Origin of the sequence: Microbacterium sp. NPDC087591 (assembly GCF_044743625.1) — a bacterium.
Classification (GTDB): domain Bacteria; phylum Actinomycetota; class Actinomycetes; order Actinomycetales; family Microbacteriaceae; genus Microbacterium.
This window is the reverse complement of the sequence record NZ_JBIUWU010000001.1, coordinates 2,105,281-2,124,377: the sequence shown is the minus strand read 5'-3', so window position 1 is coordinate 2,124,377 and position 19,097 is coordinate 2,105,281. Positions and strand designations below refer to the sequence as shown.

Genomic DNA, 19,097 nt, shown 5'->3' with positions numbered 1-19,097 from the left:
TTTTCTCCGCCCACCTTCGAGACGCGGGAAGGCCCCACGGACAGCGTCCGCAGGGCCTTCCCGTTCCGACGATCAGCCGCAGGAACCGGGCAGGTACGCCACCTGGACGCGCTCGGTGAGACGGGTGCCTGCGACATCCGCGGCCAGGTCCACCTGCACGCTGCCCGCGGGGAACGACACGAGCCTGGTGGCCTGCGCGATCGCGGCCGGGCGGGCACCCGGCTCCACCCCGACGAGCGACTTCGTGCCGTACGGCGTCGTCACGGTGATGTCGGTGGCGACGTCACCTGTGTTGGTGACCGAGAGCACCAGCTGCGCCTTGCCGGCGACGCAGCGCACGGTGCTCGCGACGGTGGCGCTGAGCGATGGCTCCGCCGCCTCCACGAAGGTGAGCGTGTAGCTGCGCGTCGCCCCCGACGGCGCCGTGACGACGATCGCCGCCTCGCCGTCGGCATCCGGCTGCGAGACCTGCACCGACGCCGCACGGTCGACGGCGACGGCACGCACGACGGGGCGCTCTCCCGCCGCCCACGGCACCTCGTACTCGGTGGTCTCGGACGAGAACCCGGCCAGCGGCGTGCCGTCGAGCGACACCGCGGCGAGCGCGGCGACGGCCGAGACCCCTGGTGCCGAAGCGGCGAGCTCGACCTCGGACACGACCAGGTGCGTCGCGGAGCGTGCATTCATCACGACGCGCACCGTATCCGCCTGCACGCCCTTCATCGGCACCTCGACGACCGGCGCCGAGCCGTCAGCGGGCACGGGCACGTCGACCGACCCGAGCGACGTCCACGCCTCGGTCCCCAGGCGGTACTCGACCGACAGCGACTGAGGCCACGTGTTCGACGAGCCGTCCTTGTAGAAGAAGATCTTCGCGTTCTGCATGGTCGAGCTCGCGGCGAGCGCGTAGGTCAGCGTGTCCTGCGCGTTCTTGGTGCCGGAGCGCCAGTTCGACCAGCCCTTGTCGGTCGTCACACCGTTCTTGGTGCGGTCGACGCTGTAGCTGGAGCTCTCGGTGAACGTCGCCGATGCCGTGCTCGCCGGTGCCACGTTCGCCGCGGTCGGCTCGGTGACGATCACCGACAGCGTCGCGGTCAGAGCGGTGCCGCCGGGCGCCTGCGCGGTTCCTGGCACCGTGACCACCCCGGGGCTCGCGAACGACGTGGCGGAGATTCCGCCCCAGTTCCAGGTGACCGCCCGGTCGATCCGCTGATCGGTGGCGCCGACCACCGCGGGCACCGCACTCGGCGCGGACGCCTGCACGGTGGCGAGCGGCGCGCCGGCGTAGGTCGTGACGGACACGGGCTCGGTGAAGCCGACGCTGCCGACCTCGATCGTCGCGGTCGCCTGGAAGGACGCGCCGAACAGGTCGGTACCGGAGCCGGCGACGGTGCGGGTGCCCGGCGAGGACCAGTCGACGCCCGTGGTCGCCCACGAGACCGCAGCGGTGCGCTCGATGCCGCCGCGGTACACCAGCGTGACGGTGGCGGGCAGCGTGGGGGCGATGCCGGTCGCGGTGCCCGTCGCGACATCCTTCACCGAGAGCATCTCGGTGTCGGCCAGGGTCCACCGCTGATTCGAGCCGTCGTTCGACGTCCACAGCCCTACGCTCGCGCCATCGGCGCTGCTCTGGCCGTTGACGTCGAGCACCCGCTCGCTCGAGACGCTGAGAATCGAGAAGGTCTTGCCGTCGGTGGTCGACGAGATCCACTGCAGCGCAGGGTCGGATGCCGCATCCTCGGCGCTCGCGCTGACCACGGTGACCGCGCCACCGGACTCGGCGAGATAGCGCCCGTCGCCCGCACGCAGGGCGAAACGATGGCGATCGGTGCCCTCGCCGGCGAGGCTCTGCACGGTCCAGGTCTGGGCGGAGGCGGCGGACGAGGTGGTGGCGGACGTGCGGATGACCGCAGCCGCGCCGTTCGCAGCCAGAGCCTTGCCGCTCTGCACGCCGAACAGCTGGTAGCTGTGCCCGTCGCGCAGCGCGGTGGCGGAGTCTGCGGCGCCCGAGACGTCCGTGACCAGAAGCGTGGTGACCGACTTCGCTGGCACCGTGATCGTCGCGGTGCGGTTCGCGGCATCGACAGCCACCGCGTCGCCCTGCACGAGTGCGTTGCTCTCGGGGTTCTCGGCCGTCGACTGCGTGGTCACGATCGGGGTCACCGTCGCACCGGCGCCGATCGTGCCGAAGCGCGAGAGGTCGATCGTGATCCGACGCTCGGTGGGCTCGGAGTTCACATGCACGAGCGTGAGACCGTCGCCGTCGGCATCCACTGCGGCGGTGGTCTGCGTGTTGTCGGTCGGGATCAGCGCGTCACCGGGGTGGATGTAGTGCGTGAAGTTGCGCACGGTGTTGTACTTCGCGTTGGTCTGCACCTGGCAGCTCGGGTCCGCCTCGCCGTCGGCGATGCGTCGCTCGGAGTCGCCGTCGGCGTTGCAGTCGAAGTCCACGAACACGGAACCCCAGTTCTTGTCTTCGACCTTCTCCATGTTGTATGTGTCCTCGACCGGCTGCCAGAAGACCCAGGCGCTCGGCTCGAGCTCGCGCAGGTCGTCGACGATCCGGCCGGCCATGCCGAGACCGTTCTCGATATTGGTGAGGTTGTACCCGGTGCCGTCCCAGTCACCTTCGACCTCGCTCATCCAGAGCGGCTTGTCCGCGCTCTTCGCGATGTCGCGCACCACGAGTCGGCCCGAGGTGCCGTAGGTGTGCACGTTGAGCTGCGCGACCTCGTCCTTGGCCTCGTCGCTCCACGCGTTCCAGTTGGTCGCGAAGATGCCCGGGTTGGTCTCATCCATCGCGGAGATGGGGACGTCGGTGGTGGTGCCCTCCTCCGCCAGCCGCGCGGCGAGGACCTTGATCATCTGGTCCTGTGCCGCGGGTCCGATGTGCGCGCCCTCCTGACGGCTCGCCGAAGTGGGCCAGCCGTTGCCGCCCAGTGTCGTGGACCAGTAGTTCGTGTTGGGCTCGTTGAACGGGTCGAGGCTCTCGAAGTCGATCCCGTGCTCCTGCTCGATGCGTTCGACCACGGTGACGAGGTAGTCCGCGAACGCCTCCATGTCGGCCGGGGCCAGTTGCTCGGTGTTCCCGTTGCCGATGCCGCCAGACACATAGCCGCTCTGGGTGAGGAAGTAGGGCGGAGAGTTGCTGAACGCCTCCCAGTGCGTGATCTTGTCCTTGAGCGCGTCGATCCACCAGCGCTGCGTGGCATCCGCATCGAAGTCGTAGCTCGCCGGGTCATCGCCATCCCAGGCCGCGCGGTAGTCCGCACGGTCGGCGTAGGTCGAGCTGGCCAGATCGGGGTTCCACCAGCCGTCGACCGCCCCGCCCGGACGCAAGTACCCCGGCACGTCGGTCGCGTTGCCCCCGCCGATGTTGTAGCGGGCGATGTTGAGGTTGAGTCCGTCCTCGCCGAACACCTTGTCGAGGAGGTCCTGGCGGACGTCATCCGGATAGCCGCCCGTGGCATTGGCGAACCAGACGAGGCTGGTCCCCCACCCTTCGAACGGCTCGGAGGCGTATGCCGGGTTGGGCGTGATCGTCAGCGGGACGGCGGCGGCGACGGCCGCGGGACTCCCTGTGACGAGCATGCCGGCGGCGATGACGCCGATCCCGAGCGCGGAAATGGTTCTCTTCGACTTCATCGTCTGTCCTCAGAGTGTGTTGACGTCAACAGTGAGCGGTAACAATGAGCATAGGGATGCCGTGTGTCGACGTCAACAGTCCCGTTCCGACACGCCCACGGTCGCACGCCAGGCCCCCGCGCCGCCCCGCCCCGCCCCGCATGACAGGTCGCAAAGTGCCGCATCCACCCGCCCGAAGCGACCAACTGCGACCTCTGCGCCGCAGGTCAGGTCGCAAAGCGCCGCATCCACCCATCCGAAGCGACCAGTTGCGACGCCTCGCCTCTCGGGACATGGCACCCACCGTCGCATCCACCTGCCTGCCTGCCCGAAGCGACCAGTTGCGACGCCTCCATCTCAGGACAGGTCGCAAAGCGCCGCATCCACCCGCCCGAAGCGACCAGTTGCGACGCCTGCGCCGCAGGACAGGCCGCAGGACAGGTCGCAAAGCGCCGCATCCACCCATCCGAAGCGACCATCGCGACGTGTGAGCGCGACGTGCGAGAGGCGCGATACGAGGGGCGCGCCCAGCCCTCAGGCCCGAGGAGCGGCGGTCGAGGCGCGGACGCGGAGCTCGGGCTGGATCAGCTCGCGCGTCTCGGTCTGCTCGCCCTCGATCGCGGCCAGCAGTTCGCCGATCACGACCTCGCCCAGCAGCGCGAAGTGCTGCCGGACCGTCGTGAGCGGGGGCTGGTAATGCCGCGCGTCCGGCACATCGTCGAACCCGACGACGCTCACGTCCTCCGGCACGCGGATGCCGCGCTCCGCGAGCCCGTGCATGAGACCGAGCGCCATCTGGTCGTTGGCGACGAAGACCGCCGTCGCGTCCCCGAGCTCGAGCTCGCGGCCGAAGGCGTAGCCGGAGTCCGAGGACCAGTCGCCGATGAGCGGCGGCACGACCGGCAGCCCCTCCGCCTCGAGCACCGCCTGCCAGGCCTCGGTGCGAGCCTTCGCATCGAACCAGTCGGGCGGTCCAGCGATATGCAGGATCGTGCGATGTCCGAGGTCGATCAGATGACGCACCGCCGCCGTCGCCCCGGCCCTCTGGTCGACGGATGCCGTATGCATCTGCCCGTCGGACTCCTCCTTGACGACCAGGGTGGGCACCGCGATCGCCTGCTGACGCAGCAGGTCGAGCGAAGAGGCGCGCGGTGCGATCACGCACAGGGCGTCGACGCCCTGCGTGACCAGCTCGACGACGCCGGCGTCGACTCGGCGACCGTCGGCATCGCCCACCGAGAAGCTGCTCACGGCGTAGCCGTTCTGCCTGGCGGCGACCTCGATCGCCCGCAGCACGCTGCTCGGTCCGTAGAAGCCCGGATTGTCGACGATCACGCCGATCCGCATCGCCCGGTTGGTCGCGAGGGCGCGGGCGATCGAGCTGCGCGTGAAGTGCATCTCGTCTATCGCCCTCATCACCCTGTCCCTGGTGGAGGCGCGGATGTTCGGGTGGCCGTTGAGCACGCGCGACACCGTCATGTGCGAGACGCCCGCACGATCGGCGACGTCGTAGATGCTCGGCTTGCGTGACGCGCCGCCGGATGCGGAATCGGTGGTCATGGAACCCCCCTCGCACGATGACCGAACGGTACAACGATAGTGCGCGAGGGGCGCGTTCGCCGGATGCCATTCGCGAAGGTGTCCGGTCGGGCCCGCAGGCCGAGAAGAAGAGGTCAGCCCGCGGATCGCCTCCGAACCCGTCGCGCGAGGAGGACAGCGCCGACGACGAGCAGTGCGACACCGGCCGCGATCAACAGCATCGGCAGATCCGCACCGGTACCGGCGAGGCCGTCGATGGGCGGCGGAGTGCTGAGCGGCAGGATCTCGACGTGGATCTGAACGCCGCCGCTGACGCCTGCGACATCGGCATCCGTGTCGTCGACGAGCGCGAGAGGGAACGTCATCCGGCGACCTTCTCTCGTCCGTTGTCCGGAAGGGCCAGTGCCTCTTCACGGCCGCGCTCGACGGCCTGCGAGATCAGGGTCTCGACGCGGCGGCGGGAGCGGATGCGGTTCCAGAGCAGCGCGCAGACGAGCAACACGACCCCGCCGACGACGAGCAGCTGCGGCCACGGCATCGCCCACACCGTGACCGGCATCGTCGAGGGCGCCACGGTGAGCGCCTCTCCGTCGAGCGATGCGGCGACCGGGGCGACCGCCAGATCGCCCGAGAGGAGGAAGAGCGGCCAGACCCCCGTCAGCGTGAGCGTGAACGAGCGCGTCTCGCCGGGGAGCAGCACCTGCGGGCGCTGCCCCTCGGCGGGGAAGGCGACCTGCTGTCCGGCGATGTCCAGGGTGCCGGCGGCATCCATCCGCGCGTTCCCGGTGTTCTCCACGTCGAAGGTGACCGTGAGCTCTCCCGCCTCGAACGGGTTCGGATCGACCCGGAAGTCGCTCTGCACGTCGCCGACTGTGAAGGCCGGTGCGATCTCACCGGCCACGCGGGTGATGACCTTGACCCCGACGCGACTCTCGACGCCGACACCGGTCGCCCCCGAGGCGTCGGTCTTGACCGAGATGACGGATGCGGCGACTCCGGCCGCGTGGTCTCCTGGCTCCGCGTTCTCCGGCACGGTGATCGTGAACGGGACGACGGCCGAGCCGCCGGCCGGGATCTCGACCGCGTCCGGGATGGCGATCCAGGTGCCGGCATCCGTCGATTCCTGGTCGGAGGCGAGCATGTCGAACCTGCCGGCCTCCGTGTAGAAGCCGTCCGCAGCGGACAGCGCGAAGACGACGTCGCCGGCTCCGAGGTTGCGCACGACGACGCGCTCCTCGACGCTCTCGCCGGGGTCCAGCTCGTGCTCGATCGCGACACGACCGTCTTCGCCCGTGGCGTCCGCCGGAGACACCGACCACGAGACCGCGTCGCCCTGCGCCTCAGCGGCGATCGCCGCCGAGGGGAGCGCAAGGCCTCCGAGCACCGCGAGCAGAGCTGCGGCGCTCGACGCGATCCGAGTGCGGGGGTGGGTGATCATCATGTCTCCGGCGGAAGAGGAAGCTCAGTACGAGTCTTCGAACAGCGACAGCGTGAGCGTCGAGGTGTACGAGCCGGGAGCGACGGTGACCGGGGTCTTCAGAACGAGGTTCGCGGTCGCGGTCCACTGTCCGGAGGTCGCCTGCGCCTCAGCCGAATCGAGGGCGAGCGCGAGCAGCTCCTGCCCGACCAGGCCGACGCCGTTCGCGCCGCCGTCGATCGAGGTGCCGACCGTGTCGCCCTCGGCGACCTCGCCGTCGTTGGCCGTCACGATGCTCGGCGTCCAGCCGAGGTGGTCGGGGGTGATGCTCGCCTGGCCGGCATCACCGACGAAGTCGCTCGCCTGTCCGGTGACGTACCAGAACACCCCGGCGTCGACATCCTCGCGGGTGTCCGTCACCGTGACGTTCGGCAGGGCGCCGGTGAACTGACGGAACGACGCGGTCGACCCGGTCTCCGTGAGCGAGGTCTCGGTTCCCGCGACCGTGAGGCTCAGCGCGCCGGTCTCGGTGGAGGCGATGTCGACCGTGACATCGACGTCACCGGATCCGTTCTCGCTGGGGTCGGCGAAAGCCGCGACGCCCACGCCGGCAAGCATCAGCCCGCCGACGACTCCGGCTGCGCAGCGCGCGGCCATGCTCTTCTTGCTCATGTGGTCTCTCCAGTTCCTCGGCCGGCGGGTACCGCGCCGAATCGATGATCAGCCTGTGGCTGTCGGGTTCGCTTCAGGCATCGGGCAGGAACTGCGTGGGCGCCCTTGCCCGGCGCACTCCCCCAGTGGAGTGCAGCCGTCCCCAGATTGTTAGCGGGAACATCGATACCCTACGGTTCCGCCCCCGGCGCGTCAAGTGTCGACGGGCGACCGGGAGGCCTTCACTCCCGGTTTTCCGCGAACCCCTGTATTTCCGGGGATGTGTCCGCTAACATTCCGGGGAGCCCACCCGAAGGGCACCCCCGGATGACCGCGTCAGCGGGGCATTCAGTCAACGACGACAGGAGATCCCGCCATGAGCGCGTCCCGCCCCTCCCCACCCCCACGCAGGCGGCTGATGGCCGCAGGTATCGTCGGAACCCTCGCCGCGTCGCTGTGCGCGTTCGCTCCCTCGGCGGCCTTCGCCGCCGAGGTGCCGACGCCCACCGCGCACTACGACATGTCGCACTCGGGCACCACACTGCTCGACGTCTCCGGCAACGGTCGCGACGCGACGCTCACCGGCTTCACGGACGCCTCCTTCGTCGATGCAGGCGGCGACGACGTGCTGCGCTTCAAGAAGGACGGCTACGCCGCGCTCCCCCAGGGCCTCGTCACGAGTGCCGACAACGACTTCACGGTCGAGTACACCGTCGCGACCCAGACCGCGGCGAATCAGTTCGGCTGGGTGATCGGCAACGGCGTCGGCGCGTGGAACACCACCGCGCTCGGCAACCACATCTTCGTGAACCCGCGCTCCGGCGAGGGTGGCTACAGCAACCAGGTGCTCTCCGGCATCCGGGTCAAGATCCCCACCAGCAACGGCGAGACACGTCTGCCCGCCGGCGGCGGTCTCAACCCCGGCTTCACGACGCTCACGATGGTCGGCAGCGGAAACACCCTCACGCTGTACCGCGACGGCCAGGTGATCTCGACGACCACCCACTCCTCCACCCTCAGCTCGATCGTTCCCACGACCGGCACCCTCGGCTACCTGGGGCGCTCGCTCTACACGGGAGACGCGCTGCTCGCCGCCGACGTCACCGACGTGCGCTTCTGGGACACCTCGCTGACCGCCGACCAGGTGACGGCGAGCATGCCGACCTCGTCGGAGAAGTCCGCGACCACCCAGGCGCTGCTCCGCGGTGACCTGCTGCCCGTGATCACGGGAGCCAACGCCACCCTCGACGCGGTGCGCAGCAACCTCACCTTCCCCGCATCATCGAACGGCGTGGCCCTCACCTGGTCGTCGTCCGACACCTCGGTGATCTCGAACACCGGGGTGGTCTCACGGGCGATCTCCACCGACACCACGGTCACGATCACGGCGACGCCGGCATCCGGATCGCCGATCACCTTCACGGTGACCGTGGCCGCGGCATCCGCATCGGCCGATCTCGACGCGATCGACCTCGCCGAGCGCACCACCGAGAACCTCGCACTGGTGACGAAGGGCGCTGTCGACGGCTCGACCATCACCTGGTCCTCGTCGGATGAAGACCTGGTCACCGCCACGGATGCCGCCTACGTCGCCCCCTCCGTCGGCGCGGCCGACCCCTACCGCGGTGGCGGCATCGTGGAGCGCCCGGCGTACGGCACGGGCGACCGCGACGTCACCCTCACCGCCAGCGCCACGCTGAACGGCACGACCCTGTCGCGCGAGTTCACGGTGACGGTCGCCGAGCACGCCCGCACCGCCCCGGATGCCGGGTACGCCAGCGCCTACTTCAAGTCGGACGGCGACGAGAAGATCTACCAGGCCGCGACCAGCGGCAACGACTTCTTCACCTTCTCCCCCGTGAACGACGGCAAGGCGGTGATCACGTCGACCGCCGACACCACCGGTCTGCGCGACCCGTACATCCTGCGCTCGCACGACGGCGACAAGTACTACATGATCGCCACCGACCTCTGCATCAGCTGCGGCACCGGCTGGGGACCCGCCCAGTCCCAGGGCAGCCTGAAGGTCGAGGTCTGGGAGTCGACCGACATGGTCTCCTGGACGCGCACCAACGGAGAGGACACCGGCATCACGATCAACCAGCCCGAGGCGGGCATGACCTGGGCGCCCGAAGCGTACTGGGACGACGACCTGGAGTCGTACGTGGTGTTCTTCGCCTCGCGGATGTACTCCGACGCGAGCCACAGCAACAGCGACAACCTGTACGCCCGCATGTTCTACGTCACCACCCGCGACTTCAAGACGTTCACCTACCCGCCCACCAGCTGGCAGGACACCGGCTACGCGCGCATCGACTCGACCGTCACCAAGATCGGCGACTACTACTACCGCTTCACCAAGAACGAGGAGTCCGGAGCCGCCGGCACCCTCGAGGCCGGCAAGGACATCTTCCTCGAGCGCTCGACCGTGCTGACCGCACCGACGACCTCGTCGAACTGGAACGCCGATCCGACGTCGACCTGGCAGCTCACCGACACCCGGATGACCACGCTCGAGACCGGTCAGGCGGGCGAGGGCCCCGAGATCATCAAGCTCAACGAGGGCGACCCGAACAACACCTCGGGCGACGGCTACGTCTTCCTCGTCGACAACTACAGCGCGGGCGGCTACCGGGCCTTCCTCACCACGGGTGCGGAGATCGCGTCGAGCCGTCAGTCCGACCGCCTCTCGCAGCGCTCGTCCTGGAACGTCCGTCCGGCGGGCGGGCTCCCGGCGAGCCCGCGTCACGGTGCCTTCGTCAGCGTCCCCCAGACCGTGCTCACCGCGATGCACGACTGGACCTCGATCGAGGCGGTCTCCTCGACCACCGCGCTGCAGGTCGACGGCGGCCGCGCCACGGCGACCGTCACCGCGGCCGACGACGGCGACGTGGCCGGTACCGTCACCTTCACCGGTGGCGACTGGAGCGCGACGGTCCCCCTCGCGGGCGGCAGGGCCGCGGTCGACATCCCCACCGAGGTCACCGCCGTCACCGCGACCTACGACGGGTACCGCGACGGCCTGGTCACCACCTCCGCCTCGGCCGAGGTCCCCGTCAGCACGCTGACCGTCACCACCACGTCGAGCCTGCGCTGCGTGCTCGGCAAGGCACAGGTCGTGGTCACCGTGCACAACACGGCGGCGGTGGCCGCATCCGTGACGGTCACGACCCCCTACGGCGCGAAGACGCTGTCTCTGGCCGCAGGGGCATCCGCCTCGACATCGTTCACCACCCGTCTGGCGGCCGTCCCGGCCGGGACGATCACGGTGAAGGCGACCGGTCCAGAGGGGCAGACCTTCACGGGATCCGCCCCGATCGCCGCCGGCACCTGCAACTGATCGGAGAAGCCACCATGACGAATCTGTTCACCAGGAGCATCCGGAAGGCGACGGCCGTGGCCGCCGCCGCCGCGACCGTGGTGGCGATCGGAGCCGTGTCGACGCACACGGCCTCGGTCGCCGCCGAGGGGCCGACGCCCCTCATCCACTACACCTTCGACGCGGCCTCCGGCGCGACGGTCGCTGACGCCACCGGCAACGGCTACGACGCCACGATCCGGCAGAACGGCGCGAAGGTCGAGAACGGGCAGCTCTCGCTGCCCGGAGGCAGCGCGTCGAGCGCGGGCTACCTCGAGGTCCCGACCGCGGGTCTGATCGGCAAGAAGACGCTGACGGTCTCGACCTGGTTGAGCGGACGGACGGGGCCGGCCAACACGGCGGCGGCGTTCATCGGCGCTCCTGTCGCGTCGGGTGCGAGCTATTCGAGCGGCTATTGGCTGCTCAACCCGGCCAACCCGAGCGGCTACGTGAAGTCGGTGGTGACGAACGGCACGAATGCGGGCGCCCCGTGGGGCACCGAGGTCGGTGCCGGCGCGACGAACGCCGCGACGACGGGGGCACGCACACCCGCCGGGATGTCGTTGTACACGACCGTGATCGACGGCACCGCCGGCACCCTGACGACGTACGTCAACGGTGCGCAGATCTCGTCGGTCGCGATCGGGCGCGACGTGTCGTCATTCGGCTCGTCCCTGGTCGGCTACCTCGGCCGCTCGACCTACAACGACGCCGGCTGGGCGGGCGATGTCGACGACTTCGCCGTCTACGAGAGCGCGCTCAGCTCCACGCAGGTGCAGCAGCTCTTCACGGATCAGGCGCTCGAGCGGGCCGTGGCCTCGGTCACCGTGCCGTCGACCGCGACGACGGCGTTCACTCTGCCGACCACCACCAGCGGCGTCGCGATCTCGTGGGCCTCCGACAGCCCCGCCGTGCAGATCACCGGAGGCGCCGCCGCCGTGCAGCGCCCCGCTCCGGGGTCGGCGGATGCCGTGGCCACCCTCACCGCGACCTTCACGGTCGGCGGGGCGCTGACCACCCGGACGTTCGCGGTCACGGTGCCCGCTGAGCTCTCCGACCAGGCGAAGGTCGACGCCGATCTGGCTGCCGTCACGGTGGCCGATGCCGATGACCTCAGGGCATCGTTCTCGGTGCCGACGACCGGCGCCAACGGATCGGCCATGAGCTGGAGCGTCACGAGCGGAGCCGCGTCCGCCGCTCTCCGCGACGGCGTGCGCGACGGGTCGGCGACCGTGTCGATCACCCGCCCTTCCGCCGACTCGGCGCCGGCATCCGCGACGCTCTCGGTCACGGCATCCGTCGGCGACGCCACGGCGACGCGCACGTTCGCGCTGACCGTGCGCCCGCAGCCGGCGGGCGACGCCGACCCGGAGGCCTACGTCTGGGCCTTCTTCACGGGCGAGGGTGCAGGAGCAGAGCGCGTGAGCCTGGCCGCCTCGAAGGGCGACGACGCGCTGCGCTGGAACACGCTGAACGGCGGCGAGCCGATCTTCACCTCGACGCAGGGCACGCAGGGTCTGCGCGATCCGTTCATCATCCGCTCGCACGAGGGCGACAAGTTCTACATGCTCGCGACCGACCTGAAGATCGACGGCTTGGCCGGCGGCTTCACGACCGCGCAGATCTCGGGATCGCAGTACATCGAGGTGTGGGAATCCACCGACCTCGTGAACTGGTCCGCGCAGCGCCACGTGAAGGTGTCGTCGGCGTACGCGGGCAACACCTGGGCGCCGGAGGCGTACTGGGACGAGGAGATCCAGCGCTACGTCGTCTTCTGGGCGTCGAACCTCTACCCGACGACGGATGCCTCCACCCGCACCGCCGTCACCTACAACCGCATGATGTACGCCACCACCGATGACTTCGTGACGTTCTCGGAGCCGCAGATCTGGTCGGACGTGCGGCGGGGGACGGGCCTCGGCCTGATCGACTCGACCGTCGCCGAGGAAGACGGCGTGTACTACCGCTTCACCAAGGACGAGGCGTCGATGACGATCCGCGAGGAGAAGTCGACCGACCTGCTCGCCACGATCAGCGGTGCACTGCCCGGCACCAGCGGCAGCGCCGACGAGTGGACCCTCGTGAAGGAGCGGATCGCGACCGGCCTCCCGAACGGCGAACCGGGAGGCACATACTCCAGCGGCGAGGGACCGAACATCTTCGCGGCGAACCCCGGCGACGTGAACGGCCTCTCGTGGTACCTGTTCATCGATCAGCCGTCGTATCACGGAGGGCCGAACCACTACATCCCGTTCGGATCCGACGACATCACGGACGGCTCGTCGTGGCAGGCACTCGGCTCGACCCTGCGCGCGAACCTGCCGCAGAACAGCGACGGCGGCAAGCCCCGGCACGGCACGGTGATCCCGGTGACGCGCGCCGAGTACCAGACGGTGCTCGAGGGCTTCGCGCCCGAGATCGCGGTGGCCGACGTCGCCCCGATCGCCGCATCCACCCGCGCCGGTACCGCCCCCGTGCTGCCGAAGGCGACGCTGACGACGGCGAACGGTGACACCGCGACGGTCGACGTCGCCTGGGAGGGAGTCGACCCTGCCGACTACGCGACCGCCGGCACGTTCACCGTGCGCGGTGTCGCCCAGGACGCCTCGCGGATGCCGGTCACGGCGACGGTCACCGTCACCCCCGGCATCGGACTCGATCTGTCGACACGCTGCGTGGCGGGCAAGGTCGTGCTCACGGTGAAGGTGTCCAATGCCGGCACGGATGCCGCACGCGTCACGGTGTCGTCCGCGTACGGCACGCAGGTGGTCGACCTCGCCGGGGGCCAGACCAAGACGGTGAGCTTCAGCACGCGTGCCGCTGCGGTGGCCGCGGGCGAGGTACAGGCGACGGTCTCGGGCTCGACGGTCACGGGAGCGTTCGCCGCCAAGACCTGCTGATTCCCTCCCCACCCCGCGACGACTCCCGTCGCGATACGTCAGTGAGACCTCGTCTCCACTCTCGTATCGCGGCGGGAGTCGTCGCATGTTGACGCATCCGCGCCAGGACAGCGACCATCTGCGCCCTCTTCCCGGGCCGAGCGGTCGCGAATGGACGCTTCACGCGCCGCGAGGCGACGAGATGCGACCACTCCGGGGCGAGGGGGCGGCGGATCCAGCGCCACGCTGAGGGTGCCCACGCTGGGTTTCCCACGCAGGGTTGCCCACGCAGGGATGCCCACGCAGGGATGCCCACTGGAATGCCCACCCTGGGGTGCCCACTCGCCCCACGGGGAGCCTGCGATCGTATGCCGTCGCTGACCGGGGCGCACACGAAAGCCCGCCCCTCCCTGCTGTGGGGGCAGCAGGAAGGGGCGGGCTGTGGGAGAGGCGGTCACCGCAGGGAGGGCGGTGACCTCACCTCACTCCGTCTCGGTCTCCAGGACCGAGCGGCCTCGGCGACGCAGGATCCAGAACCCGGATCCGAGCGCCAACAGCAGGGCACCGAGCCACGCCGCCGTCAGCGACGCACTCGCATCGCCTCCGGTGTTGGCGAGGGAACCGTCGGTTCCGCCCGTTCCGCCCCCGGTGGAGGGACCGTCGGTACCGCCGTCGGTACCGCCATCGGTGCCACCATCGGTGCTCGTCCTGGTCACCGTGAGCGGCAGCCGCGCGAGCTCCGTCTCACCGTCACGCAGCACGATGTGGTGTGCACCCGCCGTCGTGTCGGCGGGGACCGTGACGGTCGCCTCGATCCGGCCGTCCGCGGTGGTCGCGGTCGCGAGCGCACGGTAGGTGCTCTCGATGCCGATCTCGACCTCGTCGGCCGTCACGCCGGTGGCGGTCACGGTGACCTTGCCCCCCGCGGCGACCGTCGAGACGGAGAGCTGAGCGCTGAGCTGCTCTCCGGGACCCTCGTCATCGATCGCGGTGAACGCCCAGTTGTCGACCTCGAACAGGTCGGTCTCGGCATCCGTTCCCTCGGCACCGGCGAACACGAAGAACACGTCGTGCTCTCCGGTGGCGCCGGTGACCTCGGCCTCGACCGTGGTCCACTCTCCGACCGTGCCGTCGACGGGGATCTCCGCCACGACGGGGCCGTCGACGTCATCCAGACGCACCTGGATGCTGCTTCCTTCGACCAGCGGCTTCACCTTCGCCGACACCTTCTGCGCGCCGGAACCGAAGTCGACACCGGAGATGCCGGAGAAGTCCCCGTCATCGACGCCGGAGAGCACCATGTTGCCCGAACCGTTGTGCTCCGGGAACTCGACCGAGGCGGCATCCGTCTTGGTCGTGGTGATGCCGAGCTGCCAGGCCAGGGTCTCCGCCTCGAAGGTGCGGTACGGGTCGAAGCTCTCGACCTGGGCGACACCGGCCTTGGTCCCGACGATCGGCTTGATGGTGCCGTCCTCGTTGAACTCGAGCTTGTCGATGTGCACCGAGCGGTAGCCCTGCGTCGAGCCCGGGGTTCCGAGCGCCGCCGCCCACGCCGCCCCGCGCGTCTGCGCGTGGTACGTGAAGTACGTCTCGCCCTTGTAGGTGAACATGTCGGAGTGGTTGTTGCCGCCGTTGCCCGCTCCGAAGAACGTGCCCTGGTTCTGGAACGCCACACCCGCGTACTCCGAGGAGCCGAGCTTCATCGGGTCATCGGTCATCATGTACGCGATCGCACCGCGCGACGGGTACAGCCCCGGCGCCTCGTTCACCTGGAAGTTCGACGAGTACGAGTAGTAGTACTTGCCGTCGCGCTTGAACATGCTCGAGGCTTCGAACATGCCGGGGGCGTCGATCTCGACCGGGTCGCCGTCGAGGGTGACCATGTCGTCCTTGAGCTTCACGACGCGCGTGGACTTCGGGTTCTGCGGTCCCTGCACGTTCGGCGAGGTGCCGATCTGCGAGTTGCCGCCGAAGTACAGGTAGCCCTGGCCGTCGTCGTCGATGAAGACCTCGGGGTCGAAGAGCCACATGCCGGCGGGGAAGCCGCCTTCGGCGATGTAGTCGCGCGACACCGTGTCGGGGATGATCTTCTTGCCCAGCGGGTCCTCCCACGGGCCCAGCGGCGAGCCGCCGACGACGACCGCCGTGCCGGTTCCGCTGTCGCAGAAGTAGAGGTAGACCTTGCCGTCCTTCTCGATCGCGGCCGGAGCCCAGGAGTTGCGCGCCCAGGGAGCGGCGCCGCCTTCGCGGGCGATCGGCACCGAGCCGTGGTCGACCCAGTTGACCATGTCGGTCGTGGACATCACGTTGAGGCGGGTGATGCCGCCGTAGCCGTTCGACTGCGTCGGCAGGCCGTTCTCGTCCTTGCTGTTCAGGTCGTACTGCTGGGTGTCATCGGTCGAGTAGATGTAGAGGCGACCGTTGTAGACGAGGTGGTGCGGGTCGGCGCCGAACTTGTGGCCGACGAGCGGGTTGTGATCGCCCACCGGCTTGGTCTGCACCTTCTCGAGGCTGGTGAACTCCGGCCCCTCGGGAGCGTCCGCGATCTTCACGAGCGACAGCTCATCGACAGAGAAGTCCTGCAGGGCGTCGGAACCCCACGGGGTCTCGACGAACAGCCACCCTGCGGCGACGTGCTTGGCTTCGGCGGTGAACTCCTGCGAGAACGTCCCCCATTCGCCCTTCGTGAACGTGTGCCCGTAGTCGGCGCACCCGTTGAAGTTCGTGGGGCAGAAGGTGAAGTTGAACTGCTGCGTGGCGTTGCCCTCGTCGTACTTGAGCTTGCCGGTGAGGCGGTAGGACGCACCCAGCTCGATCTTGTCCGCGACATTCGCGAACGGACCGGACTGCGTGTTCTCACGGCCCGTGACCTTCAGGGAGTGGGCGCCGCTCGCCGCGTCATCGCTGAGCGCCAGCGTGCCGCCGCGGGTGTTCGTCCATCCCGTGAATCCGGAGACGAAGCGACCGTCCGGCAGGAGGTTGCCCGGTACCGCCGGCGGCTCGGTGACCGCAGGGGCTCCGTCGTCCGTGGTCAGCGAGACGTCGTCGATCACGAACGACTGGATGTCGGTGTTCCAGGGCGTCTCGACGAACATGATGTCGTAGTCGGCCGACAGCGGCGTGAAGGTCTTCTCGACCGTGGACCATGCGCCCGCCGTCGCCGTCGTCGATGCCACGACGTCGCAGCGGCTGCGCGTCGAGGTGCACAGCACCACGTTGAAGTTCTGCGTGGCGCGGCCGGCATCGAACTTCAGCGAGAGCGACAGGTCGTAGGACTGATCGGTCTTCAGCAGCCCGGTCACCGTGGCGGCGGGGCCGGACTGGAAGCTGGAACGATCGCTGATCGCGAGCGCCTTGGCACCGGTGCGCGCATCCGTGCTCTCGGTGAGCGTGCCGCCCAGCGGTGCGGTCCAGCCCGACAGCCCGCTCTCGAAGGTGCCGTTCTGGATGAGGTCGGACGGAGCGGCGAAGGCCGCGACCGGCGCGCCGACGGCGGTCACCGACGACGCGATGAGAGCCGCGACTCCCAGCAGCGCTGCGGGGCGCGATACGGATCGGCTGCGGTGCCGATCGGTGGATCTGGGCTGTGGTTTCACTGGTGTTCTCCTTGTGGATCGATTTGCGGATCGATTCGCGTGAGGGCGCGCGGGCGCGCACCGATCACGGCCTCCTCAAGGAGAAGGCCGTCGAGGGTGCTGACCTCAGGCGAGGGTGGGGATGCGACCGAGGGCTCGCGCCGCGGCGGATCGCCGCAGGGCGGACTTCGGTCCCCTTGTGGGGTAGATGGGGTTCGGCGCAGAACGCCGCGACCGCTCAGTCATGTCGCGTCGAGCGGCGGCGGGGCTGCTGGCGGCAACCGCTCTCAGCGCGGCTGCCGAGGCTGCCCTTGCCCGGGTTCGCGCGCCGGACGACGGCGTGCGGCACGGTGACCGTGTCGACAGAGTCGGATACCGGCGATGCTGCTCATGCACTCTCCTCCTTGAGATACCGGAACGTCGAGCAGCGCGAGCGCGGCGGACCTTGTCGAGCCGCACCACATCACTGCTACCCGCATGTTACCGGTAACAGATTCATGAACACAAGACCTGTTCCCCACACAGCTCGCCGAAGTGCGACTCGCCGCGTGCGCCGCGCCGCCGGATGCGTCACGAATGGCCGCATCCGCGCTTCGAAAGCGACCATCTGCGCCCCCTGCGCGGAAAGAGTCGGCGCGAACTGCCGCATCAGGCGCGGGGATACGACAATGAGCGACCACCCGGGGCGCGCGACGTCGTCCTACGGCCACCGCGGCGCACAGTGACGGCGCCCTACAGGCCAGCTGCCCCTACAGCCCCAGGCGCTCCAGGTACGGGTTCACGAACCGGCGCTCGGGGTCGTACGCGCCCGCGAGCGCGGCGAAGTCCTGCCAGCGCGGGTAGCGCGAGCGCACCTCGGACGCATCGAGTGTGAACACCTTGCCCCAGTGCGGGCGCGCGGTCTCGGGCAGGGCCGCCTCGATCGTGGGGAGCAGCGCCCTGACGGCCTCTTCTTCGGGCTTCCAGGTGAAGTGGATGCCGACGGCATCCGTGCCGGACGAGGAGCTCAGCCAGAGGTCATCGGCGCGCACGGTGCGGATCTCGTTGACGAGCAGCAGTGGCGCGATCTGCCCGGCGAGCATCCGCACCGACTGGATCGCCGCGACGGCATCCGCACGGGGCACGAGGTATTCGCTCTGCAGCTCGGCGCCGGCCGACGGGGTGTATTCGAGCTTGAAGTGGGTGAGGCGCTCGAACCACGGCCCCGGCGCCCCGAGCTGCTCGGTGCAGGCGATGGGGTCGACGCCGAGGATCGGATGCCGCTTCGACGCCGCCGGCTCCGCACCCAAGCGCTCGAACAGCGACTCCCGTGCGGCTTCCCGCGCTTCGGGCTGGCGTTGCTTGACCCAGATCTGGTCCACGAAGTCGGTGCGCTCCCAGGTCGAGAACAGGCTCACGCTGGTGCCGATCGAGGTGACCTCGTCGAAGTCGGCGAGCACGGCATCCCAGCTCGGGTGCTCGAACACGTACTGGGACACCTGGTAGGTCGGCTCCACGTCGAGCGTGACGTCGAGCACGACGCCGAGCGCACCGAGGCTCACCACCGCGCCGTCGAAGCCGTCGTCTCCTCGCTGCAGGCGGCGGATCTCACCCGCGGCGGTGAGGATCGTGAGGGAGCGGACCGCACTCGCCAGCGAGCCGATCGCGTCGCCCGAACCGTGCGTGCCGGTGGCGACGGCCCCGGCCACCGAGATGTGCGGCAGCGAGGCGAGGTTCGCCAGCGCGAGCCCCTCCGCCTCCAGCAGCGGCGCGATGTCGCCGTAGCGCAGGCCGGCCGAGACGCGCACGGCATCCCGCTCGGCGTTGACCTCGAACACCACGGGCAGGCGATCGAGCGCGATCAGCGTGCCGTCGGTGTCGGCGATGTCGTTGAAGCAGTGCCGAGATCCGAGCACCCGCACCGGTCCGCCCTGTGCGAGCAGCGCGCGCACCTCGTCGACCGAGGTCGGATGCGTGAGCGACGCCGCACGATACGTGAGGTTGCCCGCCCAGTTGCGTTCGTTCATGCCGAGACTCCTTCGCCGCCCGCCGTGGTCCTGTCGCAGTCTATGCGC

The 19,097-nt window shown here is 69.5% G+C and carries 9 protein-coding genes; 2 read left to right on the top strand and 7 right to left on the bottom strand.

The window, feature by feature from the left end; translation table 11 throughout:
• Positions 1–72 precede the first annotated feature (72 nt).
• The 5 genes from ACIOVG_RS10050 to ACIOVG_RS10030 form a co-directional block, all read right to left on the bottom strand.
• On the bottom strand, positions 73–3,645 hold the full coding sequence (locus ACIOVG_RS10050) for an RICIN domain-containing protein (RefSeq protein ID WP_400872355.1): 3,573 nt from the start codon (positions 3,643–3,645) through the stop codon (positions 73–75).
• A 513-nt stretch (positions 3,646–4,158) separates the two neighbouring features.
• On the bottom strand, positions 4,159–5,184 hold the full coding sequence (locus ACIOVG_RS10045; RefSeq protein WP_400872352.1) for a LacI family DNA-binding transcriptional regulator: 1,026 nt from the start codon (positions 5,182–5,184) through the stop codon (positions 4,159–4,161).
• A gap of 113 nt (positions 5,185–5,297) precedes the next feature.
• Positions 5,298–5,528, bottom strand: coding sequence for an LPXTG cell wall anchor domain-containing protein (locus ACIOVG_RS10040; protein ID WP_400872349.1), 231 nt, complete (start codon positions 5,526–5,528; stop codon positions 5,298–5,300).
• The gene (locus ACIOVG_RS10035; RefSeq protein ID WP_400872346.1) at positions 5,525–6,604 is read right to left on the bottom strand and encodes a hypothetical protein; all 1,080 of its coding nucleotides are present in this window, start codon (positions 6,602–6,604) and stop codon (positions 5,525–5,527) included. Before ACIOVG_RS10035 ends, ACIOVG_RS10040 begins: the two co-directional genes overlap by 4 nt.
• 21 nt (positions 6,605–6,625) lie before the next feature.
• Positions 6,626–7,252 (bottom strand): hypothetical protein, encoded by a 627-nt coding sequence (locus tag ACIOVG_RS10030; RefSeq protein ID WP_400872343.1) that lies wholly within the window; start codon positions 7,250–7,252, stop codon positions 6,626–6,628.
• A gap of 355 nt (positions 7,253–7,607) precedes the next feature.
• Here ACIOVG_RS10030 and ACIOVG_RS10025 point away from each other — a divergent pair, with 355 nt between their 5' ends.
• Both ACIOVG_RS10025 and ACIOVG_RS10020 read left to right on the top strand, forming a co-directional pair.
• Positions 7,608–10,571 (top strand): immunoglobulin-like domain-containing protein, encoded by a 2,964-nt coding sequence (locus ACIOVG_RS10025; protein WP_400872340.1) that lies wholly within the window; start codon positions 7,608–7,610, stop codon positions 10,569–10,571.
• Between the two features lie 14 nt (positions 10,572–10,585).
• Positions 10,586–13,489, top strand: coding sequence for an immunoglobulin-like domain-containing protein (locus ACIOVG_RS10020; RefSeq protein ID WP_400872337.1), 2,904 nt, complete (start codon positions 10,586–10,588; stop codon positions 13,487–13,489).
• A gap of 461 nt (positions 13,490–13,950) precedes the next feature.
• Here ACIOVG_RS10020 and ACIOVG_RS10015 read toward each other — a convergent pair whose 3' ends face one another.
• Positions 13,951–17,064, bottom strand: coding sequence for a carbohydrate binding domain-containing protein (locus ACIOVG_RS10015; protein ID WP_400872334.1), 3,114 nt, complete (start codon positions 17,062–17,064; stop codon positions 13,951–13,953).
• A 728-nt stretch (positions 17,065–17,792) separates the two neighbouring features.
• On the bottom strand, positions 17,793–19,049 hold the full coding sequence (locus ACIOVG_RS10010) for an FAD-binding protein (protein ID WP_400872332.1): 1,257 nt from the start codon (positions 19,047–19,049) through the stop codon (positions 17,793–17,795).
• Between the last annotated feature and the right edge of the window lie 48 nt (positions 19,050–19,097).

Coding starts and splice junctions, on each gene's coding strand:
- ACIOVG_RS10050 (WP_400872355.1), bottom strand. CDS start 3,645: ATGAAGTCGAAGAGAACCATTTCCGCGCTCGGGATCGGCGTCATCGCC.
- ACIOVG_RS10045 (WP_400872352.1), bottom strand. CDS start 5,184: ATGACCACCGATTCCGCATCCGGCGGCGCGTCACGCAAGCCGAGCATC.
- ACIOVG_RS10040 (WP_400872349.1), bottom strand. CDS start 5,528: ATGACGTTCCCTCTCGCGCTCGTCGACGACACGGATGCCGATGTCGCA.
- ACIOVG_RS10035 (WP_400872346.1), bottom strand. CDS start 6,604: ATGATGATCACCCACCCCCGCACTCGGATCGCGTCGAGCGCCGCAGCT.
- ACIOVG_RS10030 (WP_400872343.1), bottom strand. CDS start 7,252: ATGAGCAAGAAGAGCATGGCCGCGCGCTGCGCAGCCGGAGTCGTCGGC.
- ACIOVG_RS10025 (WP_400872340.1), top strand. CDS start 7,608: ATGAGCGCGTCCCGCCCCTCCCCACCCCCACGCAGGCGGCTGATGGCC.
- ACIOVG_RS10020 (WP_400872337.1), top strand. CDS start 10,586: ATGACGAATCTGTTCACCAGGAGCATCCGGAAGGCGACGGCCGTGGCC.
- ACIOVG_RS10010 (WP_400872332.1), bottom strand. CDS start 19,049: ATGAACGAACGCAACTGGGCGGGCAACCTCACGTATCGTGCGGCGTCG.